The 23,530-nt window shown below is 55.2% G+C and carries 17 protein-coding genes; 7 read left to right on the top strand and 10 right to left on the bottom strand.

Annotated features, from left to right (window positions below; genetic code table 11):
• Positions 1-32: 32 nt before the first annotated feature.
• The 5 genes from H6F46_RS15750 to H6F46_RS15730 all read right to left on the bottom strand — a co-directional run bounded on the left by H6F46_RS15750 (position 33) and on the right by H6F46_RS15730 (position 5,187).
• Positions 33-401: a hypothetical protein gene (locus H6F46_RS15750; protein WP_190355641.1), complete on the bottom strand. Its 369-nt coding sequence runs from the start codon at positions 399-401 to the stop codon at positions 33-35.
• A gap of 379 nt (positions 402-780) precedes the next feature.
• A complete protein-coding gene (locus H6F46_RS15745; RefSeq protein ID WP_099534942.1) occupies positions 781-951 on the bottom strand; it encodes a chlorophyll a/b-binding protein in 171 nt (56 codons plus the stop codon).
• A gap of 112 nt (positions 952-1,063) precedes the next feature.
• Entirely contained in the window at positions 1,064-2,113 is a 1,050-nt protein-coding gene (locus tag H6F46_RS15740; protein WP_099534943.1) for a diguanylate cyclase, read from the bottom strand.
• A 578-nt stretch (positions 2,114-2,691) separates the two neighbouring features.
• A complete protein-coding gene (fni, locus tag H6F46_RS15735; RefSeq protein WP_190355640.1) occupies positions 2,692-3,771 on the bottom strand; it encodes a type 2 isopentenyl-diphosphate Delta-isomerase in 1,080 nt (359 codons plus the stop codon).
• Positions 3,772-4,059: 288 nt separating this feature from the next.
• Positions 4,060-5,187: a C1 family peptidase gene (locus tag H6F46_RS15730; RefSeq protein WP_190355639.1), complete on the bottom strand. Its 1,128-nt coding sequence runs from the start codon at positions 5,185-5,187 to the stop codon at positions 4,060-4,062.
• Positions 5,188-5,458: 271 nt separating this feature from the next.
• Here H6F46_RS15730 and H6F46_RS15725 point away from each other — a divergent pair, with 271 nt between their 5' ends.
• The 7 genes from H6F46_RS15725 (at position 5,459) to H6F46_RS15695 (ending at position 16,385) form a co-directional block, all read left to right on the top strand.
• Entirely contained in the window at positions 5,459-8,617 is a 3,159-nt protein-coding gene (locus H6F46_RS15725; RefSeq protein ID WP_190355638.1) for an AAA family ATPase, read from the top strand.
• Between the two features lie 278 nt (positions 8,618-8,895).
• Entirely contained in the window at positions 8,896-9,444 is a 549-nt protein-coding gene (locus H6F46_RS15720) for a DUF4214 domain-containing protein (protein WP_099534946.1), read from the top strand.
• Positions 9,445-9,856: 412 nt separating this feature from the next.
• Positions 9,857-10,903 carry an ABC transporter substrate-binding protein gene (locus H6F46_RS15715; RefSeq protein ID WP_099534947.1) on the top strand — a complete coding sequence of 349 codons (1,047 nt, stop codon included), beginning with the start codon at positions 9,857-9,859 and terminating at the stop codon, positions 10,901-10,903.
• A 415-nt stretch (positions 10,904-11,318) separates the two neighbouring features.
• Positions 11,319-12,734: an aldehyde dehydrogenase gene (locus tag H6F46_RS15710; RefSeq protein ID WP_190355637.1), complete on the top strand. Its 1,416-nt coding sequence runs from the start codon at positions 11,319-11,321 to the stop codon at positions 12,732-12,734.
• A gap of 239 nt (positions 12,735-12,973) precedes the next feature.
• Positions 12,974-14,710: a diflavin flavoprotein gene (locus H6F46_RS15705; protein WP_190355636.1), complete on the top strand. Its 1,737-nt coding sequence runs from the start codon at positions 12,974-12,976 to the stop codon at positions 14,708-14,710.
• Positions 14,711-14,762: 52 nt separating this feature from the next.
• The gene (locus H6F46_RS15700) at positions 14,763-15,431 is read left to right on the top strand and encodes a pseudouridine synthase (RefSeq protein WP_190355635.1); all 669 of its coding nucleotides are present in this window, start codon (positions 14,763-14,765) and stop codon (positions 15,429-15,431) included.
• A 78-nt stretch (positions 15,432-15,509) separates the two neighbouring features.
• On the top strand, positions 15,510-16,385 hold the full coding sequence (locus tag H6F46_RS15695) for a transglutaminase family protein (RefSeq protein WP_190355634.1): 876 nt from the start codon (positions 15,510-15,512) through the stop codon (positions 16,383-16,385).
• Positions 16,386-16,537: 152 nt separating this feature from the next.
• On the opposite strand, the gene H6F46_RS15690 is transcribed toward H6F46_RS15695, so the two are convergent.
• The 5 genes from H6F46_RS15690 to H6F46_RS15670 form a co-directional block, all read right to left on the bottom strand.
• Complete coding sequence (locus tag H6F46_RS15690) at positions 16,538-16,915, bottom strand: response regulator (protein ID WP_099534953.1); 378 nt, start codon at positions 16,913-16,915, stop codon at positions 16,538-16,540.
• Positions 16,916-17,357: 442 nt separating this feature from the next.
• Positions 17,358-19,292, bottom strand: a complete 1,935-nt coding sequence (locus tag H6F46_RS15685; protein ID WP_190355633.1) for a response regulator transcription factor — start codon at positions 19,290-19,292, stop codon at positions 17,358-17,360.
• 207 nt (positions 19,293-19,499) lie between these two features.
• Positions 19,500-21,026, bottom strand: coding sequence for a UDP-N-acetylmuramoyl-L-alanyl-D-glutamate--2,6-diaminopimelate ligase (locus H6F46_RS15680; protein ID WP_190355692.1), 1,527 nt, complete (start codon positions 21,024-21,026; stop codon positions 19,500-19,502).
• 24 nt (positions 21,027-21,050) lie between these two features.
• Entirely contained in the window at positions 21,051-21,353 is a 303-nt protein-coding gene (locus tag H6F46_RS15675; protein WP_234407082.1) for a glutaredoxin family protein, read from the bottom strand.
• 309 nt (positions 21,354-21,662) lie between these two features.
• Positions 21,663-22,958 (bottom strand): response regulator, encoded by a 1,296-nt coding sequence (locus H6F46_RS15670; protein WP_190355632.1) that lies wholly within the window; start codon positions 22,956-22,958, stop codon positions 21,663-21,665.
• Between the last annotated feature and the right edge of the window lie 572 nt (positions 22,959-23,530).

The following is a 23,530-nucleotide window of genomic DNA, read 5'->3' as shown; positions in this document are numbered from 1 at the left end:
GGCTGGGGGATCGCGGAGGCTGGCGACAAGGGCTAGTCGGCGGAATGGGGGCGATCGCGGAGGCGCAAGGGCGGCAGGGGTGATCGCGATCGATCTGTGTAAACCGGGTCTCCGTAAACCGAGGTTAGCCGGGGGGCGGCGGGCAAAACGGGCAAGCGACTGGCGGAGGAACTGCGGTAGGTCATGCGGGGCGATCGGGCCGCGTCAATCACACGCGCGGAATATTTCAGCCAATAGAGAGCGGCGGCCGCGCCCAAAAAGATTAGCCCCAAAGCGGCCAAACCCGCATCGCTATCCGCTCCCCCGATCGTCACCTGCACCAGGCCCATGGTTAGCACGAAGGCGGCGATCGGCTCTCGTCGATATCGTTGCTGCAACAGCCGCGGCCAACGCTTACCCATCGGTTTAGTCCTCAGCGGTTTTGATCCCAAGGGTGATCCCCAAACGATGGCCAATCCCTAGCCATGTCGCCCCTAATTCTGATTGTATAAACCTTTCTGCTGCTAGAAATTTTTTCTGCTGCTATCAATAGACCTTCAAAAAAGACCTTCAACAACCTTCCACATTTGCGGTTGTGGAGTCTACAGTTGTGGAATCGACTCATTCGCAGCCCACGGAAGGGACGCAGCCACACCCACCCGCCTCTTGGGCCGAGCGATCGGGCAGGGGCTGCGCCCTTAATTTCACAAAGCATTTCGCAAAGGATGAGGCTTGGCAAATCCCGCTCAACAAGCTCAACCAGTTGCAGCAGGTTGCCAAGCAACGGACAACAGCAGGCCCCTACAGCAGGCCCAACCAAGCCAACAGCCCTTGACCCGTCACCGCCTCGATCGCCAAAGCCAGCAGGAAACCCACCATGGCGGCACGGCCATTCAGGCGCTCGGCATAGTCATTGAAGCCAAATTTGGGTTCTTCGAGGTTGGGGGTGGTGGTCGGTTGTGGTTGAGTCATGGTTTGTTCCTGAATTGTTACGTTTTGAGTTTTACATTTCGTAACAGTTTATCGCACCTCGGCCAGCAGTGGGCCCTTGCCGAAGGTTAATCAACCGTAAACAATCGGGCCGCTACAGCACCATCATCACTCGATTGCGGCCCCGGTTTTTGGCTTGGTAGAGGGCCCGATCGGCCCGGTTCAAGGCCGCCTCGATCGAGGTGTCGGTGGACTGGCAACTTGTGCCGCCAATGCTGACCGTTAGGGTTAAGCCCGGGGCGCTGGGCAAACTGGTGATGGTCGGATCGGCGATCGCCTTGCGAATCCGTTCCGCCACGATCGCAGCGGCGGCCGCATCGGTCTCCGGCAACAACATCACAAATTCCTCACCCCCATAGCGCCCCAGACAATCCTGAGTTCGCAGAATGCTGCTGGCGGCTTGGGTGGCCGTGGCCAAGGCCAAATCGCCCACGGCATGGCCATAGGTATCGTTCACGGCCTTGAAGTGATCCAAATCCAACATCAACACCGAAAGGGGATGTTGATAGCGACAACTGCGCTGAAATTCCTTTTTGGCCAGGGTCATCCAATGCCGACGATTGGCCAAACCGGTCAGGGGGTCGGTGGTGGCCAAGCGGCCCAATTCGGTGTAGGCGCTTTGCAGTTGGGCGTGGGTTCGTTGCAGGGCATTCAGGGCCTGACTAAGGCGATCGCGTGCTTGCTTGAGTTCCAAATGCACCCGCACCCGGGCCAGGAGTTCCGCCGAGCGAAAGGGCTTGGTGATGTAGTCCACAGCGCCAAGCTGAAAGGCTTCGAGCATGTGGGTTTCTTCGTTGCTGGCCGTGACAAACAACACGGGAATATCCCGCAGAATCGGATCTTCTTTCAGGCGATCGCACAGTTGCAAACCGCTCATTCCCGGCATCATCAAATCCAGCAAAATCAAATCCGGTTGGGCCGATCGCACCCTCATCAACGCTTCGGCTCCCGTCATGGCAAATGTGGTTTCATAGCCCGCCTGATCTAGCATTTCGATCGACAGGCGCACATTTTGGCTGACATCATCAACCACCAAAACTAGAAACGATCCGGGATCAAACGGCCGGGCTGGCGATTCTGCCTTGCCCGTCGCTAATCGTCGAATGGGTTCTGAATTGGCTGCAATTGCCTGAGAATTGGTCATGAACCTAACGCTAGAGAGAAGATTGAGCGAAAGAAGCTTGATTTCGAGCCGGATCGCCATTCCCCATTGGGTCACCAGAGCAACGATCGGGCAGTGATTTTGAGCAGGGCATTGGTCGTGGCTTCCGGGCGATCATGTTGAGCAACGTTTGCCAAACTACTCAACACCAGGAATTCAGGACTCACCCATCAAGGCCATCCCAGCAGCCGATCAACAGCCCTGAAAAAATCATGAAAAAAGCCACGAAAAAAGCAATGCCACCTTTTGAGGCGCATTCTTGAAGGGCAAAAAAGCAAAGAAAAGCCACTGATGAAGTGGTTACAATGAATCGTCAGAAGCTTATACTTATTCTATCTTTATCTTGCTGTCTTGATCTTAATCCCTAGCCCTAGGAAAGCGGGACGCGTCCCTAACTCGGGAAACTGCAAATTACATTTTGATTGTGATTGTGATCACTCAAAGTTCTACTATTTTAAAGTCTGGCTCAAGCAGCGATCCAATTTGACCCCATCTTGAGGAATCGCTGAAGGGATCATCCCCTCAGCGCCCAAGAAGCAAGCGCCATCAGCCACAGTCGCCTACTGAAGTTGCAGTCGGCCGCAGGTTTGTAGATCTTCGATCGTGCGATTGCCGGTGCAAAACATGGCGGTTTCCAATTCCGCAATCAACACATCACACAGAAAGTCCAAAGCACTGTCGGACTCGTTGGCCGCATGTAAAAAGGGCATGGCGAATCCCGCCAAATTTGCCCCGAGGGCGATCGCCTTAGCCGCATCCAAACCATTGCGCAGACCACCGGACGCAATGAGCGGAATCGTTGGAGCCACTTGGCGAATTGCAGTGATACATTCAGCCGTGGGAATGCCCCAATCACCAAAGGTTTCGCCCAAGCGACGCTGTTTAGGATCCAAAGCCCGCACGCTCTCCACTTTGGCCCAAGACGTGCCCCCCGCTCCGGCCACGTCGATCGCCTGGACACCGGCCGCCAGCAACTTTTCAGCCATGGTGCGCGAAATGCCGTTGCCCACCTCCTTGGCAATCACAGGCACGGGCAGTTGGGCACAAAGGTCTGCGATGCGATCGAGCAACCCAGCAAAGTTGCGATCGCCCTTGGTTTGTACCGCCTCTTGCAAGGGGTTCAGATGCAAAATCAACGCATCTGCTGCCAACCAATCCACCAAAGACTGGCACTCAGCCAAACCATAGCGATAGTTAAGTTGCACCGCCCCCAGGTTGGCAAACAATGGAATGTCTGGAGCGACCGATCGCACCGCAAAGGTTCGGCGCACCTCCGGCCGCTCCACCGCCACCCGCTGTGAGCCAACGCCCATGGCTAAGCCCCAGCGCTGGGCCGCCGCCGCCAACCGCATATTGATTTGTTCTGCCTGGTCTGTGCCGCCCGTCATGGAGGAAATGAGCAACGGGGCCCGCAGCGGTTTGCCCAGAAATTGAGTGCTGGGATCAATGGTCGATCGATCCAGTTCCGGCAAACAGCAATGCTCAAATCGGTAGCGATCCAAGCCGCTGCCCACCTGCCGGAACTGCACATCGTCTTGCAAGCAGGCTCGCAGGTGGTCGGCTTTGCGATTTTGGGTCGCCTGGGCGGCCTCGGGCGCGGTGCTGGGGGGGGGTTGGGGCAAAAACTCGGTGGATTGCATGGCGCTGGGAACAAGAACCATCCCTTAGTGTCGCGTGACCCGATCGCCCTGCATGAGTCCCCGCCAACTTTTGCAACATTGAGGCTAGCCAATGGCTGTGGCAAAGCCCATGACCAAAAAGCCTTGACACCGCTTCAGACAAGGGGCTGAAGCCCCCTGCCCGAGATGGTCGATCAGCCGATCGGTCAATCCTCGATCGGTCAATCCTCGATCAGCCGATGTGTTGATTAATTACTGGAGAACCGAGAAAAGCCAAAGGTTCGATCGAGCGAATGCCCAATCAGCAACTTACTCTTCTTCTTCCTCCTCTTCATCATATTCCTCTTCTTCCTCCTCTTCATCATATTCCTCTTCTTCCTCGTAATCCTCTTCTACTTCTTCATCATCATATTCCTCCTCTTCCTCTTCTTCTGAATCTTCGTAATCTTCTTCGTCGTATTCTTCTTCCTCGTCGCCTTCCTCTTCTTCCTCGTCGCTTTCCTCGCCGTCGTAGTCTACTGAGACGCTGATTTCTTCGTCCTCTTCCTCTGAGTAGTCATAATCACTCTCATCGTCCTCAGAGTTGTAGTCACTGGCAAATTCTTCGTCATCTTCGCTGTCAATACCAGCCGAAAAATCTAGATCCGAAACTTGTTGAATTGCCCAACAATCGAAACACAAATCCGTGTTGGTCATGTAGTCATAGGGGATATAACAATAGCCTTGATCACCCCAATCCGATCCCCAAGAATTGCGTACAATAAAGGCTTCATTGCGATCGGAATAACCCACACAGAGCATGGCGTGGGCCCCGTGGGTTTCGCGAACTTGTTCATTGCGGCTGGGCAACGGAACGCGGCCGCCTTTTCCCGCTTGATTAAAAGAATCGTAGAGAATCAAGCCAAAGGCAAAGGGATAACCCTCTGCTAAACAACCTTTCATGGCTGCTAAATCAATGGGAATTTCACGGGCTTCATCCACCAAAAAGTTCTGTGCTTCCTCGTAAGCTTCGGGGGAAGGTTCCGTGTCAAAGTCTTCAGGAACATAGGGCCAGGTTTCTTCGGTGCAAGCGCCAACTTCTTCGAGCACTTGAATGCTGCCGCTGATGGAACTGCCACCGTCGCCCACGGTTCCTTCCGCGCGCCGCGTGTTGTAGTAGATAAACAAGCGGCTGATGTCGCCCGCTTCTCCGTGGGCCCGCTGCGCTAAATATTCATAGGCTCCGGCGATCGCGTTGGCGGTGCAACTGCCCACGGTGGATTGATCTTCAACGGGGGTCATGTATTGACGCAAATCAACGCGGCTGGGTAACTGATCAGCACCAAGTTTTGACTGAAACAGACTAAATCTCGGCGGCTTGCTTGTGGATTTGACACAAGCGCCAACCCGAATTTTTTTGCCGCTGCGGCGGTTAACCAAATAACCAATTTTTGCCATGGTTCAGAGAGCCTAAAAAATAGACGATCAGTGGTTGAGAAGGGTAGGCATTGGAGGGGGCTGGATCGTTGCCCGGGTCGCACCGTAGCCAGGGCTTGGGCGATCGCCCCCCATACGGGGGCTGCCGTTTCTGGTTATAGCCTGTTTTTGAATGAGCACCCAAAAGACGTACCAAAAATGTCAAAATGAGCCTGAAAAGTAACTCATTCAGCAAGATTAATCCAGCTCATTCATCGGCAGTGGGTTGGGAGAGGCAGGGCAGAGGTTAACCGTGATCCCCGAACAGCTCATCCTCAAAAATTTCCTTAGTTATCGAGAAGCAACCCTACACTTTGGGGGGCTACAAACGGCTTGCATTTGTGGAGCCAATGGTGCAGGGAAGTCATCACTCCTAGAAGCCATGGCTTGGGCAATTTGGGGTAAAAGTCGCGCTTCCACTGAAGATGATGTGATTTTCGCGGGCGAAACGGAAGCAACCGTTAACTTTACCTTTCGGTTTGGCCATGAGGTTTATCGGGTGATCCGAACACGCCGATTGGGCCAAACCACTGCTTTGGAATTTCAGATGGCGATCGATGAGGGCGATCCCGATCAATGGGCCTTTCGCAGCCTGACGGAACGGGGGTCAAGGGCGACCCAAGCCGCTATTTTGCAGCGCTTGCGGCTGGACTATGACACTTTTGTTAATTCCGCCTATTTGCGTCAGGGACGAGCCGATGAATTCATGTTGAAAACACCGGCCGATCGCAAGGATATTTTGGCAGATTTGTTGAAGCTGGGGCAATACGATGATTTGGCAGAACAGGCGAGGGAACGCTCAAAGCTGCTGAAGGGTGAAGCCAAGCAACTGGAGGAGTCGATTCAATCGCAGGAGCAAAAGCTAGCCGATCGAACGAGTTTGTCCCAAGAATTAGCCACCGTTGAGCAGCAGCTCAAGACGTTACGGGGCGATCGGCAAAAGGTAGAAACCCGACTGGAGCAATTGCGATCGATTGCAGTGCAACGCCAAACCCAGCAACAACAATTGCAATGGATTCAGCAGCAGCAACAAACCGTTCACCAAGAGCTGGAACGGTTAGCCCAGGAAGGCCAACGGCTGGCCCAGCGACAAGCAGAAATCGATCGCACCCTGGCCGCCCAAACGGAAATTGAAGCGGGAATTCAGCAGCTTCAGCAATGGCAACGGGAAGATGAGCTTTTGGGTCAAAAATCCCAGCAATATCATCAATGGACAACGGAGCGAAACCGGCAACAACAAGCGCTCGATCGGGAAGTGAACCGATTGGAAAATGAGCAGCGCACATTGCAGAATCGCTTGCAAGATTTGGCACAACAGGAACAGGAATTACACAGCATTCTGAATCAGCGATCGGAGGTGGAGTCGGCGGCCACTCAGTGGCAAACTGCACGCCACCATTTAAACCAATTGGAGCAAATGCAAACCCAAGCAGCTCCCTTGGTGCAACGGCGGCAACAGCTTCTTCAAGAGGGCGATCGGGTGCGATCTCGCTTGGTAGCTCGCTTGGAGGAATTGCAAAATTTGCAGCAACGAGCGATGGCTTCCGTGGCGCGTCGTCCCCAACTCATTCAGCAATGGGAACAGATTGATCAGCGAATTCAAGCCCTTGAAAATCGCAAAGTTTATCAAGATCGGGTGCAAGAGAAAGGCACTGAACGAAAAGGGTTTATTGATCGCTTAACAGGAATGCGGGTGGATTTAGAAAATCAGCTTGCAAAACTGACCGAAAAAATGACCCTATTGGCAGAGCAACCAGCGATTCAAAAGAGTCAAAACCAGGAAATTCACGCAATCTTAAAGGACTATGGTGCTTGTCCCCTGTGCGACCAACCCTTGGATCAACATCATCTGGAGCGAGTGCAAGCCAAGCAAAAACTCGAAGAAACGGAACTGCGCGATCGCCTGTGGGTGCTTCAAGAGCAGTTGGCTTTGACAGAACGTGAAATTCAGATTTTGCGCCAGGAATATCGAGACCTCAAACAGGAATTGCAGCCCCTCAATAGTTTGATTGAAGAACGGGGCAAGCTGCAAGAACAACTGCAAACCCTGGAGCAAGAACAAATTTCTTTGGCGGCTCAGGAGGCCACAATCGCCCAGCTCACAGCGACTTTGGATTGGTTTGATCGGGGCGGATCAGTCCCCGAACCGTTACCAGAATTGGGGCGATCGCTCCCAGATTTGCGGCATGAGCTAGCTGAGTTGGACGATCGCCTAACGGCCTTGAATTTTGACGATCGAAACCTGGCTTTGGCGCGGGCTGAGGTCGATCGCTGGCGATGGGTGGAACTGAAGCAACATGAGCTGAACCAAGCCCAACGCAAGCTAGAGCAATTGCAACAACGCCGACCAGATTTATTGGCAGAGCGCGATCGACTTCAAAAAACCTTAACTAGTCACTTAGACCCGGCCGAACCCACCTCATTAACCGCTCAATTAGCCCTAATTAACCAACAACTGACAGCGCTAAATTATCAACCCGATCACCATGAACAAGTACGGGCAAAATTGCGATCGGCTCAGGGGTGGTTAGCTCGAGCAGAAACCCTGCGTCAATGCCAACAGGAAGCGCCCCAACTGCTCGATCGGCAACGTCAGCTCGCCCAAGCCCAACAGAGCCAAGCCGAAACCCAAAATCAACTCGCAAAACAGTGGGCAGAGGTGCAATCGCAACTGGCTAACCAACCGGATCCGAGCCAGGATTTACAACAGCTCGATGCACAACTCAATGATCTGCAACGAGCGATCGAATCAACGGTGGCCAAGCAAGCCCAACTTTCCCAACAGCAGGAATTTTTGCAACAACTGGCGGAGCAAATCGGGCGCGATCGACAACAGCTTCAGCAAAAACATCATCACCAGCGCGTTTACGATGAGTTAGCCAAGGCCTTTGGCAAAAACGGAATTCAAGCCTTGGCGATCGAAACCCTCTTGCCTCAATTGGAAGCGGAAGCCAATCGAATTTTGTCCCAATTAAGTGCCAACCAACTGCACATTAATTTTGTGACTCAACGCCTCAAAAAAACCGCAACTAAGCGACAGAAGGCAACCGATTTAGCCAGCGCCACCATCGAAACCCTAGAGATTCAAATTGCCGATGCTCAAGGCACTCGTCCCTATGAAACCTATTCCGGGGGCGAATCTTTTCGGATTAATTTTGCAATTCGGCTTGCCCTGTCGCGACTGTTAGCCCAGCGATCGGGAACGGCGTTGCAACTCCTGATCATTGATGAAGGATTTGGCACCCAGGATGATGCGGGGCGCGATCGACTGGTGGCAGCCATTAATGCGATCGCCCCAGATTTTGGTTGCATCCTCACGGTCACCCACATTCCCCAACTCAAGGAGGCATTCACCGCCCGCATTGAAGTGCAAAAAACCGCTGAAGGTTCAAAACTGGCCGTTTTTCTCTAAGTTTTTGCCCTCAGTTTTTTCTCTAGGGTTTTTTCTAAGTCTTTTGACCTAGCGCCCAGATTTAGTGCGGGCCCTCTTGCGCCCACGCCCCTTCCCCCACCTAGCTCAAGTCGGGTTTCTGTCGCGGAGTCTTTGGGCAATCCAATTCCCGCCATTCAACCTCTGTGAAAGTTTCGTGAACAAGTGCCGGATCCCTTTTGAGGTTCGGAACTTTCCCCTTAGAATGGGGAGACAACTTTGCCGTTGCTACCCGACTTTGCAACCTAGGTTGGCATCTGATGCTGAAGCTCAACGAGATGCTCCAAATGCTCCCGAGCCGATCGCCCCGTCGATCGCTCAGTACCGTGCTGGCTACCACCCTCGCCGCCAGCGCGATCGCCCTGCCCAGCCAGGCCAGCAGCCTTTGCGTGGGCGATCGCCAACAGTCCCTCTGTCTGGAGTCCGGCGCGCAGTACGTGAGTGTGGCCGGCGCTTGGGATGAGTCGCTGTTGGCAACGGGCATCGATCCTGGCCATGCGGCCGAGGTCGATCGTCTCTATCAATCCGTTCTGGGTCGTCCGGCAGATTTGGCCGGGCTGCGCACCTACGCTCGGGCGCTCGAACAGGGTTGGTCAGTGCGCAAAGTGCGCTGGGCTATTGCCAACAGTGCCGAAGCACAGGTGGCGATTCACCGCATCTATCGAGAAGTGCTCGATCGCGCGGCCGATGAAGAAGGCCTGGATACCTATCGCGATCGCCTGGAACGAGGTTGGGAACTGAGTCGCGTTCGCACCGACATTGGCTCCAGCTACGAAGCCCAATCCCGCCGCCGCAGCCTCACCAGCTAGGCGATCGGTTCCCCCCAATCTGGCAAAGAGTCTGGCGAAGGTCTCGCTCTGGACAGCCAGGAGCCGCACCCAACCGGCCCGAAATCGCAAAACGAATTCCAAAATCCAAAAGCCCACGCTGCCATCGAAAGCAAGCGTGGGCTTGCTGCGATCTCGCTAATTTAGAAACCGATTTAGAAATTGCTGGCATCCCACAGATTCAGCGCAGATTCAGGACAGATTGAGCGCAAATTCAGTGATAAGACCTGGAAACGCGGCTGAGAAACGAAGTTTGGCAACGAAGTTTGGCAACGAAGCTTGAAAATGACGGCGCAAGGCATGGGAAGTTTAGAATTCAAGGGGCAGGGCTAATCAGGGCTGACCGATCGAGCCGTTGAACTCAAAATCCTCAATTTTCCCGACAATTAACCCTATGTCTCCGTTGAACGATTCCGCCTTCACCCGTCGTCGGTTGCTGCAATACGGGGCGATCGCCCTCGGTTCCGGCTTGGTCACCGCCTGTGGCAACAACACCAGCAGCGAACCCAGCCCAACCGGTGAAAAGGGCCTTGATCGGGTCACCCTCGCCACAGACTGGGTTGCCCAAGCGGAACATGGCGGCTTTTACCAAGCCCTGGCCACCGGCATTTATCAGGAATATGGCCTGGATGTAAAAATTCGGATGGGCGGCCCCCAGGCGGCCACGGGCACACAACTGCTGTTTGGGAAAGTGGTGGACTTTGCCATGAGCAACAGCACGATCGCCCTGAATGCCGTCGCAGAAGGCGTTCCCAAAATCACCGTCGCCGCCTATTTCCAAAAGGATCCCCGCTGCATTGTGGCCCATCCCGGTGTAAAAGATTTGTCGGAACTGAAGGGCAAGCCCCTGTTTGTCACGCCCCAAGCCGTTTCAGATTTTTGGGGACTGTTGGCTAAAAAATACGGATTTACGGATAGTCAGCGCCGGGTTTATAACTTTAACCCCGCACCCTTTTTGGCTGATAAAACTTCCGCTCAACAGGGATTTGTCACCTCAGAACCCTACACCATCGAGAAAGAAGGCGGCTTCAAACCCAGTGTTTTTCTGCTGGCTGATGTGGGTTATAAACCATACGCCACCACCATCGACACCACATCCCAAATGATTGCCGAAAAGCCCGATGTGGTGAAACGTTTTGTGCAGGCTTCTGCCAAGGGTTGGTATAGCTATTTAGCCGATCCAGCGCCTGGCAATGCCTTGATTAAAAAAGACTATCCGGAAATGACAGACGATCGCTTGACCTATGGTCTCGGGAAGCTCAAGGAATATGGCATTGTGCTTTCGGGCGATGCGATTACTAATGGCATTGGCTACATGACCGAAGCCCGCTGGCAGGAATTTTTTGAAAACATGGTTGAGTATGGGGTCTATCCCAAAACACTTGATTATCGCAAGGCTTTCACCCTCGATTTTGTGCAAGATTTGCCCACCTCGGCCTAAGGCCTGTCGTCATTTCCTAGGATCAGGCGGAAATGATTGATTTTCCGTATCCCAGTCGTTGTAACAAGGGGCTTAAGCCCCTTGTCCCCCACGATCTGCCAACGGCGGAATCAAGGTTTCGGACGATTTGACGACACGGCCTAAGGCTAGCTAATGCTGCTGAGCATCTGTCCAAGTGCCTAATTCCATCATCGCGCGATCGAAGACAAGGTGCTTGATTCCCTTGCCTGGGGCAGATCGGTTGAAAAAACCAGCCTTCCAGTGCCCATTGAGCTTGACTGAACGGATGCTAGATCCTGCTTACCGTTCCGAAGCTGGAATCAGAATTTTTCAGTAGATTAGTGATTAGCGCACACTTGCGGGACAACTCCCTTTCGAGTCATTCGAGGGTTAATTCAAGGGTTAATCAACAGCTATGGTGATCGCCACGCAACCGACCAATTCGGCTCATTGGGATCTTGAGACCCAAATTCGGGAAACCCTCGATCGCCAACGACAGTTTTTTGCCACCGGCCGCACCCGCGATTTGGAATTTCGGCGCGACCAATTAACCAAGCTGCGCCAAGCGATTCAGGCCAAGCAGGACGCGATCGTGGCAGCGGTGCAACAGGACTTGGGCCGACCGGAATATGAGGCCTATTTTGAATTGGCTTCGATCGCAGAAGTTGACGGGGCCCTGAAAAATTTAACCCAATGGGCCAAGCCCCAAAAGGTCAAGTTGTCGATCGATCAATGGCCGGGTTCCGCTTGGATTGAACCGCAACCCCTGGGGGTGGCGCTGATTATTGGCCCCTGGAACTATCCTTTTTCTTTGGCGATTTCACCGTTGGTGGGGGCGATCGCGGCGGGAAATTGCGCGATCGTGAAACCCTCGGAAGTGGCTCCGGCCACGGCGGCAGTGGTGGCAACCCTGATTCGGGAAACCTTTGACCCGGCTTTTGTGGCGGTGTTTGAAGGGGATGCTGCCACCAGCCAAGCCCTGTTGGCCAACAAGTTTGACCATATTTTCTTCACGGGTGGGACGGCCATTGGGCGCATTGTGATGGCAGCGGCGGCCCAGCACCTCACGCCGGTCACCCTGGAGTTGGGGGGCAAGAGTCCTTGCTTTGTGACGGCGGATGCCAATTTGGCGATCGCGGCGAAGCGGATCGCTTGGGGTAAATTTCTCAACGCTGGCCAAACTTGCATCGCACCGGATTATCTTTTGGTCGATCGGGCGGTGATGCCGGAGTTGCTGGCCCAATTGCGCGGGGCGGTCACGGCATTTTATGGAACCGATCCGGCCCAGAGTGGGGATTTTGGGCGAATTATTAACGATCGCCAGTTCGATCGCCTGGCTGCGTTGCTGGAGTCTGGGAAACCGTTCTTGGGCGGCCAACACAACCGGGCCGATCGCTACATTGCCCCCACCATCCTCACCGATGTGGATTGGGACAGCCCCGTGATGGCCGATGAAATCTTTGGGCCCATTCTGCCGGTGTTGCCCTACGACCAACTGGATCAGGCGATCGCCCAAGTGAACAGCCGCCCCAAACCCCTGGCGCTGTATGTGTTTTCGGAAAATACCCAAACCCAACGCTACTTGCTCGATCGCACCAGTTCCGGCGGCGCTTGCATCAATGAAACGGTGATGCATGTGGGTTGTCCGTCGCTGCCCTTTGGCGGGGTGGGCGACAGCGGCATCGGCAGCTATCACGGCAAGGCCAGCTTTGACACCTTCTCGCACCATCGCAGCGTTTTGAAAAAGGCCACTTGGCTCGATTTAGATTGGCGCTATGCCCCCTATGCCCAAAAGGTCGGCCTGATTAAAAAATTGCTGGGTATGGGCTAGAACCGGCGATCCTCCCGATTCCTCCCGATCCCTCCCGATCCGCAAAGACAAGGGGCTTCAGCCCCTTGCGCCCAAAACCAGGGGTGCTGGGCCAAGACTTCAAGGCTCTGTTCAGCTCCCCTCTCAGATTTGATTAACCAGCCGATTACATTTTGCAAAGCGATCGCCCGTTGATTGCGCCCACGATCCCGCTAGGATGGCAACTATAGGGATCAGGCTTGAACCACGGAGCCACAGCAATGACGATCGCCACAGCAACCCCCCCAACGGCCAAACCCCGCGACGTGCAAGTGATGCCGATCGGCCCTGGCACCACCGTGTTGCGATCGCGCACCTGGGAACGCCTGAAATTTGAGATTGAATATTCCCTCAAAAAAGGCACTACCGCCAATGCCTATCTGATTCAAGGCGATCAGGTGGCCCTGATTGACCCGCCGGGGCAAACCTTCACCGATGTATTTTTGAACAAATTGGCGCAGCGGTTGGGCGATCGGGCGATCGACTACGTTATTTTGGGTCACCTGAACGCCAACCGGGCCGCCACCATTGAAAGACTCCTGGAAGCCAGCCAGCCCCCCCGCTTCATTTGCTCCAACCCGGCGGCCATCACCCTGCGATCGCTCTTTCCCGATCGGGACTTGACGATCGAGGTGGTGCGTAGTGAAGAAACCTTTGACCTGGGCCAAGGCCACCTGCTGAAATTCATCCCGATTCCAACGCCCCGTTGGCCCGATGGCATGGTTACCTACGACCCCGCCAGCCAAATTGCCTTCACCGACAAGCTTTACGGGGCCCATGTTTGCGGCGATCAGATTTTTGATGAGGGCTGGCAGATCTACGAGGACGATCGACGGTTTTATTATGACTGCTTGCACGCTTCCCAGCCCAAACAGGTCAGCACCGCCCTCGATAAATTAGACGACCTGCCCGCCGCCACCTACGCGCCGGGCCACGGGCCGATCGTGCGCTATGGCTTTGCGGAACTGCGCCACGCCTATCGCCACTGGACGCAACAGCAGACAGAAAAGGAACTTTCCGTGGCCCTGATTTTCGCCTCGGCCTATGGCAACACGGCCGCCGTGGCCCAAAGCATTGCCCGAGGCATCACCAAGGCCGGCGTGGCGGTGGAGTCGATCAACTGTGAATATTTGGATCCAGAGGAAATTAAAGGGGCGATCGAGAAATGCGCCGGTTTCATCATCGGCTCCCCCACCTTGGGCGGCCATGCTCCCACCCAAATCCAAACGGCCCTGGGCATTGTCCTGAACAGTGCTGACAAGAGCAAACCCGCCGGGGTGTTCGGCTCTTTTGGTTGGAGCGGCGAGGCGATCGACCTGTTGGAAAACAAACTCCAGGACGGGGGCTACCAATTTGCCATGCCCACGATTCGAGTCAAATTTGCCCCCACCCAAGCGGTCTTGCAACAGTGCGAAGAGGCGGGCACGGACTTTGCCCAGGCCCTGCAACGGGCCAACAAGCGCCGCGCTCCCAAACCGGCCGCCGGTACGGCCGATCGCACGGCCCAGGCCGTTGGGCGCGTGGTGGGTTCCCTGTGTGTGGTCACCGCCAGCCAGGATGATGTGCAAACCGCCATGCTGGCCTCCTGGGTCTCCCAAGCCACCTTCAAGCCACCGGGGGTGACGATCGCCGTGGCCAAGGAACGGGCGATCGAGTCCCTGATGCATGAGGGTTCGCAGTTTGTCCTGAACGTGTTGGCGGAAGGCAAACAACTGCGGCGGCACTTCATGAAAAACTTCCCGCCAGGGGCCGATCGGTTCGAGGGGTTACAGGTGGAAACCGCCAGCAATGGTTGCCCGGTGTTAACCGATGCTCTGGCTTTTCTGGAATGCACCGTGCGCAGTCGCATGGAATGTGGCGATCACTGGGTGGTTTATGCCACTGCCAACAGCGGCAAAGTGCTCGACACCACAGGAGTCACGGCGGTTCACCACCGGCGATCGGGCAGCCAATACTAAAACACCGCACTGCAACACCGCGCTGCCCCTTGCCCCTTTTTTCCGCCCGACCATGGCCCGCTACGTCCTGTTTTATAAGCCCTTTCAGGTGATGAGCCAATTTAGCCCCTCCGAGGGCAAGGCCACCCTGAAGGACTTTATTGATGTGCCGGAGATCTACCCGATCGGGCGGTTGGATTGGGACAGCGAAGGGTTAATGCTGCTATCAGACGATGGGCCGCTGCAACACCGGTTAAGCGATCCCCGCTGGGGCCATCCCCGCACCTACTGGGCCCAGGTGGAACAGATTCCCTCGGATCAGGCGATTGCCCAACTGCAACGGGGCGTGACCATTCAAGACTACCGAACCCGCCCCGCTCAGGTGCGTCTGTTGCCCGAGGAGCCAACCCTGCCGCCTCGCAATCCGCCCATTCGGTTCCGGAAATCCGTGCCCACCGCCTGGTTGGAGTTAACCCTCACCGAAGGCCGCAATCGCCAGGTGCGACGGATGACGGCGGCCGTGGGCCATCCCACCTTGCGCTTGGTGCGAGTGGCGATCGGGTCGCTCACCTTGGCGGGGTTGGAGCCGGGCCAGTGGCGCTTCCTGACCGCAACGGAACTAGCCAGCCTGCGGGCGATCGCCCAATCTTCCCAGCCAGCCTCGGCGGCCAGGGGTGAATCCACTGCTCGATCGCCCCGAAGTCGCCCGGCCAAACGTCGGGGGCGATCGGCGCGATCGTGAGCCGCCTCGGAAAACCCACTTCCAAGGGCGACTTCCTTAAAATGGCCATGGAATCCCCATCGTTCGTTAGGCCGGGCCATGCGCTATCGCATCCATCACGCAATTCATTACACCTATAGCCAACCCGTCGAACTTGGCCCCCACACCCTGCGATTGCGGCCCCGCTGCGATGGATCCCAGGTCTTGCACGATTTTCAGCTTCAGGTGTCACCGCACCCCCTGGGTTTAGCCGATATTTTTGACCTGGAAGGCAACACGGTCATTCAAAGTTGGTTTAACCGAGATCTGGTAGAGTCCTTGCATGTGAAGGCCACCAGCATTGTGGAAACCCTGCGATCGAACCCGTTTAACTTTTTGCTGGAACCTTGGGCCCTGTCGCTCCCCTTTGACTATCCCGCCTCAACGCTGGCCCAAGTGCGACCTTACCTGAGCGATCAACGGTTGGGGGGCGATCGACTCGATCCCGCCATTTGGGAGTTGGCCCAAGGGTTGCTTTACAAAAACCATGGCAACACCCTGGACTTTTTGGGCGACTTGAACCAAACGGTCTATAACCACTGTTGCTATCAGCAGCGAGAAACCGGTGACCCAATGCCACCGGGCATGACTTGGCGGCGCAAAACTGGCTCCTGTCGTGATTTGTCGGTGTTGTTTATGGAGGTTTGCCGGGTGGTGGGCCTGGCGGTGCGGTTTGTCAGCGGCTATGAGGCGGGTGACCCCAAATTGCCCGAAAAGCACCTGCACGCCTGGGTTGAAGTCTTTTTGCCGGGGGCTGGGTGGCGAGGCTATGACCCCACCCAAGGGCTGGTCACGGCCGATCGGCATATTCCCCTGGCTGCCAGCGCTTTTCCTCAAAACACGGCCCCCATGCCGGGCACGTTTCGCGGGCGATCGGCCTCGGCCCACATGACCTTTGAATTAGAAATCGAGCCGCTGGATCCAATTAGATCCTGATTATTTCAACCGAATTGCAGCCCTTGCCTTAATTACTAAGTACAGTTGCCCGTAGTCGCCCGTAGGGTGGGCAGTGCCCACCGAACCGTTGCTTCATGGCATTTACGATATGACGTGCCGATTATTTTAGGTAAAGGCCGTATTAGAAATTATCAGGAAGACCAGCCCAAAATCTGACAAATGGAATCTCCCAACACCAAGGGATCAAATGGCTTGGTAACCACTGCGGCCGCCTTCAAATGGGCATAGCGTTGGCGATCGGCCGCTTGCACCTTGGCGGTCAACAAAATGACAGGAATATGACTGGTGGAGGGATTTTTTTGCAATGCTTCCAAGGTTGCCGTGCCATCCATTTGTGGCATCATCACATCCAACAAAATTGCGTCAGGTTGTTGGGCCGCAGCCATGGCAATTCCTTCAGCACCGGAAGCCGCCAACAATACCTGCCAGCCATTACAAACCTCCAGGCCAATGCGCGCAATTTCTCGCATGTCTGGTTCATCATCAATAACAAGCACTTGTTTAGTCATGGGAGATGGAGAGGAAAATATGAATTGCGGAAAAATTGCAGAAAATATGAATTGTGGACTTTTTTCGTATGCACCCAAGAGCCATGGCCAGTCCAGGAATTCAATCAAGTGCCATCGGATTCAGTCAAGCAGTCTAACTGGCTTAGGGAGTGCCAGCAGCACCATCAGCCTTGTTCATCAGTTTAATTAATTGGGTTATCAGTTTCACCGAACAAACTCAATCGATTAATTTAACCAAGTCATTCAACTAATGAATCAAATTAATGAATTTAATCAAATTGAGTTGATCGAGTTCATTAGCTCAATTTACCGATTGATTAATTGAGTACAACCAGTTGATTGAATGGGTTAAATTCAGTTAAGTTGAGTCAAGCCCATGAATCTAATTCATTCCAGTTAATTATTCCAGTTCATCAAGCCAATTAAAGCCAATTAAAGCCAATTAATATTTACTGATTGGTTTGGTGGCTCGGCCATTGAACAATTCTGATCGACTGGCTCGGATGAGCTGCTGTCGCAAACTATCCGCCAATTCCTCAGCACTTGGAAGCTCTAGGATACAGGCAGTTGCCCCGGCTTGGTAGAGTCGATCGAGGGTTTGGGGCGAGGCTTCGGAGGCAAAAACAATCACCGGGATTCGCCGCCCGCCAAATCCCTCGCTGCGGAGGGCCCTCGTCCATAAAACGCCTCCCCAGGGACTGCTATCGGCCGCCAGCAAAATGAGATCCGGCCGGCTGGCTGCCATGCTGGCGCTGACTCGTTGGGGTTGGGAAACGGCGGCCAGCGTCCATTGTTGTTGCTGGCAACAGCGCCTTACCAGGTTGTTGGCGTTGTTAGACAGGCCAATGGCCAGAATTCGCAGATTGCCCCCAATGCGTTGTTCGGTTTGGTACTGACTGAGGGCTTGGATCAGGGGCGTGATCGGGCGATCGACTGCCCAATCGGTGTCCCAGCCTTCGTTCGCAAATTGCAGCAGATCATTGGGGTCAAACTGCTCCATCAGGGCGATCGTGATCAGGGATGGTTGGCGCTGGCGCAAGCTGGGCAATACCGCCAGAAAATCGGCCCGCTCCGAATCGCTCCAATCCATAATTACCACACTGGGCAAGGCGGTGGCAGGTTGTGTGAGCCAAGTGGTGGGAGAACTGGGCAGCGCCAGGTCAATCAGGGCCCCTTCTTGGGCGATGGCGGCGGCCAGGGCCTGAGACCAGCGGCTGTTATTACCCAAATAAACCAGCCGTAGGCGATTGTGTTCGATTTGCTGGCGGCTTTGAATTTCGCGGCGCAGGTCACCCACCAGGGAAATCAGGGTTTGGTGGGCCAGTTGCAGGACGCTGTGGCGATTGGTGGCCGTTGGACTCGTGGCGGCCGAATTGGCGGCGAAACCAAAGCTGTTGGGGTCAGGAGGGCTGTGGGGATCCTGGGCGTAGGGTTGCAGTTGTTGTAGCTGTTCTTCAATGGCGCGGGCCAGTTGGGAACCACGCACTAAGCCAAACGGCCCCAAGGAGCCGATTAGTTTATGGGCATCTTCCAGGGCCCGCAGGCGATCGGCTTCGCAGAGGCGATCGGCCCCAATGCCTGCTGTTACTCGCTCCAGGGATTCCAGTCGCTCATAGATCATCCCTTCAAAGCGTTCCCAGGCGCGATCGAGCGCCGATCGTAACCGCAGGGACACATCCCCATCCTGGGGTTCCGGTACCTGAGCGCTCCCGGGCCGCAGCCGGTAGCCCATGCCATAAACCGTTTCAATGAGATCCCGCGCTCCCACCAGGGCCAACTTACGCCGCACGCCTTTGATGTGGGCTTTGACGGTTTCTTCACCGGGAAAATCGCCCACAGACCACAGGTGCTCGAGGATGGCGTTGCGGGAAAATAACCGCCGGGGATGGCGCAAAAACAATTCCAGGAGGCTGTATTCCTTGGGGCTGAGGTTGATGGGGCGATTGCTATAGGTCACTTGACCGGCGCTCGGATCCAAACGCAGGGGGCCCCATTCCAACACGGGCGCATCGGTCGATCGCTGGCGGCGCAACAGGGCCCGCACCCGCGCCATCAGTTCTTGGACGGTGCAAGGCTTGACCACATAATCATCGGCCCCGGCATCTAGACCCTTTACCTTGTCTTCGGTTTCGCCCTTGGCGGTCAACAGCAAGATGGGGCCCGTATACTTTTCCCGCCGCAGATGGCGACAAAGACTCAGGCCATCCAGCCGGGGCAGGGTCACATCCAGAATAATCAGGTCATAGGTAAACGATCGGGTGTAGTCCAGTCCCTCTTGCCCATCCTCAGCCACATCCACTACATAGAACTGCTCCGCCAGGGCTGCGCCGAGCGTGTGGGAAATGGCTGGGTCATCTTCAACTAACAGGAATCTCACGCAACTTCGCAGAAACGGTATCAATCTTCCACAGAATCATGGGCAAATCCAAACGGGGGCGCTCCGGGATGAGATTTAACAGTTTTTAACAGACCTGACCCATGGATCGCGGGCGGGCGGGGTCGGAGCTTGGGATGCGCCCCTGATTTTTCGATCGCTGAATCCCATGGAGTCCGATCCAGACGCTTCAACCTGCTGCAACTTGCATTAATTTGCATTAATTGCCATGGTTGCTTGCAATCGCAGGCGCAGGGCTGCTTCGGCCTGTTCCCGATCGTCAAAATGCACTTTTTCGGTACCTAGGATTTGGTAGTCTTCGTGGCCTTTGCCCGCAATTAAGACGCAGTCGCCGGGTTGGGCTTCCAGGATGGCCCGTTGGATGGCCTTGGCGCGATCGCCCTCCACGGTGTAGTTCGCAGCGACAGGAATCCCGGCCACCACATCATTCAAAATTCGCTGGGGATTTTCGGTGCGGGGGTTGTCGGAAGTGACGATCGCCCAGTCGGACTCCTGGGCCGCAATGCCGCCCATGATGGGCCGTTTGGTGCGATCGCGATCGCCCCCACAACCAAACACACAAATCAAGCGCCCTTGCACAAACGGACGGGCCGCCCGCAGGGCATTGTCCAAGCTGTCGGGCGTGTGGGCATAGTCCACGATCGCGCTAATGTCCTGGGGCAAGGGCCCATCGGTCACTTGGACTAGCTGCATTCGACCGGGTACACCGGGGAACTGGGCCAGGGCCTGCACCATGGCCGAGAGATCCAAACCCAAGTGCAACCCGGTGGCGGCGGCGGCCAGCCAGTTTTGCAGGTTGAATTGACCCACGAGGGGCGATCGAAACGCGATCGCGCCAGCCGGCGTGTGCAGCGTGCCGCTGACCCCATCGAGGCCATAGCTCAAATCACTCAGATAAAAATCGGCTTCGGAGTCGTCAATGCTATAGCACCAGCAACGATCATGATCGAGCTGAGCTGCGAGGGCCGCTCCATAGGGATCATCAAAGTTGACGATCGCCCGGCCTCGCAAATAATTGGGCTGGAAGAGCAGGGCCTTCGCCGCAAAATACTCTTCCATCGTGTTGTGGAAGTCCAGGTGATCCTGCGTCAGGTTGGTGAAAACCGCCACCTGAAATTCACAACCTTGCACCCGTCGTTGGGCCAGGGCATGGGAGCTAACTTCCATCACGGCATAGTCCGCCCCGGCCGATCGGGCATTGGCCAACTGTTCCTGCAACTCCACCGCAAAGGGCGTGGTATGAATCGCCGTTTGCTCAAAGCCCGGCCAACGCACCACCAACGTGCCCAGCAGTGCCGTGGGGCGATCGGCCGTTTTTAATAAAAACTCAATCAACTGAGTGGTGGTAGTTTTGCCATTGGTACCCGTCACCCCCACCAATTGCAACTGCTGGGTTGGGTGGCCATGGAACGCCGCCGCCAAATCTGCGCAAGCCCCCACCACGTCCATGGCCCCAATCAGGCAGGGCCCGGCCGGCTGGATTGGTTGGGCGGCTGCAATGGCCGGCGACACCACCGCCGCGATCGCCCCCGACTCGATCGCATTGGGCCAAAATTCACCGCCATCAACCCGAGTCCCCGGCAGACCAATGAACAGGTCGCCCGGTTGGCAAGCCTGGGAATTGGTCGTCAGCCCCTTCACTGGGCGATCGAGTGCCGGATGGTCGAGAATCACCAGTTCTGTGGAGACGCTGGCCAGCAGTTCGCGCAAAGTCATGGGTTCCATGGGCGGTTGCCTCTCCTAGGATGGCTCAATTGTGGCAAAGGCTTTCCGGAGGTGTTGTTCGAGCTGAACCACCGAACAGCGGGGCGACGGCCGCGGAATCGGCAATTCAGATTCCCCATCCGCCAGCCAACGCAACACCGGAATTTCGTATTGAAACGCGGCAAACCAGCGATCGTTGGTGGTAATGTCCCGCAGCTCGATCGTGAGGCGCAGATCGCTCGACAGGTTCACCATTTCCAACTTTTCCTGCAATCCCTCACAGAGATGGCAACCGGGCTTGCTATACAAAATCAAATGATGGGGCAGATGATGAGACAAGGGACGGGCGTTAAATGACTTGTTGAATGACGGCTGATGGCTCATGAGGTTTCATGAATGGCTAGTCGATCGCTCACTGATCACTAATCCTGACGGCCACCGATGCCGGAATCATACTCCCAGCAACTACCCCCAGCAACAACATCGAGGAGCCACTTTGGGCGCATCTTGGCAAATTCGGGCGCAACAGAAACTGCTCACCCGCCGGATTCATACTGCGATGGATCTGGCTGGGATGGATCTGGCATGAAGATTGGTCTATGGGGCTGATGCAAGTTTGGCTTTTTCGCCATCCTCTTCAAGATTCTCTCAGGCCAAAGCAGACTTGAACGCGCTGGGGGGTGGATTCAGGTTGAAGCCAGCCCCCTGATCTTGCCCATTGGCAGTGCGACCGGACAGGGACGGATCTGGATGGGGTGGATGTGGGCGGGTGGAATTATGGCTCGGCAAGTGCCGTTCCAACGTCGCCAGAATTCGCCCACTATCCGAAACCTTCGAGAGAAACTCGGAAGCCCGCGCCAACTTGGCCCGTACCCGATCGATCGTGCCATCGTGCCCGGTCAAAATCACGATCGGGGTATGCTCCAGGGCCTTCACCCGGCGAATTTGCGCACAAATCTCGTAGCCATTCACCACCGGCATCACCACATCCAGCAGGATCAAATCCGGCTTTAGCTCAATCAACTGCGTCAGCGCTTGCACCGAATCCCGCATTCCACAGAACCGATAGCCCGCCTGGGTCACAATTCGTTCCAGCCGTTGCAGCACCACCATGCTGTCATCAATGCAAACCACCAAAGGCGGTTCGGCTTTAGTCGCCGGGGTGGCGGAACCCGCTGCGGAACCCGTGGATGAGAGCATGGGGTGAAACTCCAAATCCGGCAACACCTGAAAGGTCAGCAACTGCTGCCGAAAAAAGTAACCCAGCATCCGAGCCGTCATGGCAGGGGATTGGTTTAACTTCAGGGCCAAATCCCAAAAGGTGCGCCGGCCATTAAACAGCGGTTGCAAGCTCAGGGTAGTGTGCTGACGGCTATCATCCAGCTCAATGCCGGCATCCAACGACAGCCCCCGATCGATCCAAGCTTGGGCCGGCCGGTCGCTCGGCAACAGTTGGCTCAAGTCCCGCGCATCTTTCAGTAATTGTTGCAGGCGATCGCCCGGCAAATGCAGTCCCGAACCAACCGCCGCACAGTCTAGCAACCGGTTCGATCGTGCCTCCCAAGTCACCCGAATCGCCGTATCGGTCGCAATTTGCGTCAGCGCCTCCAGGGTCAGCGCCGCCAACACCTGCTCCGCCTTACCGCTATCTAGCCGGCCTGCCATCACCGCCCGACTCAACAGCGCATATTCCCAAGGATCGTAAGAAGTCGGAGGCTGTCCCGTCGTTAATTCCGCCGGCTCAATCTGTTGCCCCATCAGAGCACGCCGCCAACGCCGCACCCGATGATCGCTGCCTGTAGTGCAAACCAACTTGCCCTGATGAAACTCCAGCCGCCAATGGATTTGGCCCTGCCGAACCATCAATGTTCCAGACACCTGATTGTGGTTCACCTGGGCGATGGCCCGCGCGAGGGATAGCAGACCGACAACTTGGTTTGACATAGCGTGCCTCGCAACTGCGCCTGTGTTCATAGAAGTGACTTGCATCCGGGGAAAGGCAACTGAAGATCTTAGGTGATTTCAGTAATGCGCATCCCTCTTGGTCTATCAATCGCCAGAGCAATTCCAGAATTTCTCAGAATTTCTCAGAGCTTATTTACAGCTAATGGATTTACTCTTACGATCAATCTTGAAACTAACTCAGTAGTTGATTTGCATTCCCATTCTTTAAGATTTGGTAAATGATTACATGGTTTTCAGGCATTTTTAGGCATTTTCAGGCATTCATTAATCAACTTCATCTCCTCATTTAGAGTTGATTAGAAGCATGGTCAATTTGGCAGGAACACCCCCAAGTTACGCACAAAATTTTAGGAAAAAATTGTGAAAAACTCGGAAAGGATGATCGATCGTTCAACTAATTGAACGCCAGCATGTGACAATTAACACCCATCAGCTACGGAGCCTATGACTCAGCCAGGTTTATGCCAAGAGCGATCATTTCAACTCTCGATCATTAAGTGTTAATACTGAATTCAAACCAATTTTGACTCTTGTCCAATAGAGTTTTCGGC

Source organism: Limnothrix sp. FACHB-1083, assembly GCF_014696485.1.
Taxonomy (GTDB): Bacteria; Cyanobacteriota; Cyanobacteriia; order CACIAM-69d; family CACIAM-69d; genus CACIAM-69d.
This window is presented reverse-complemented; position numbering and strand designations above follow the sequence as displayed.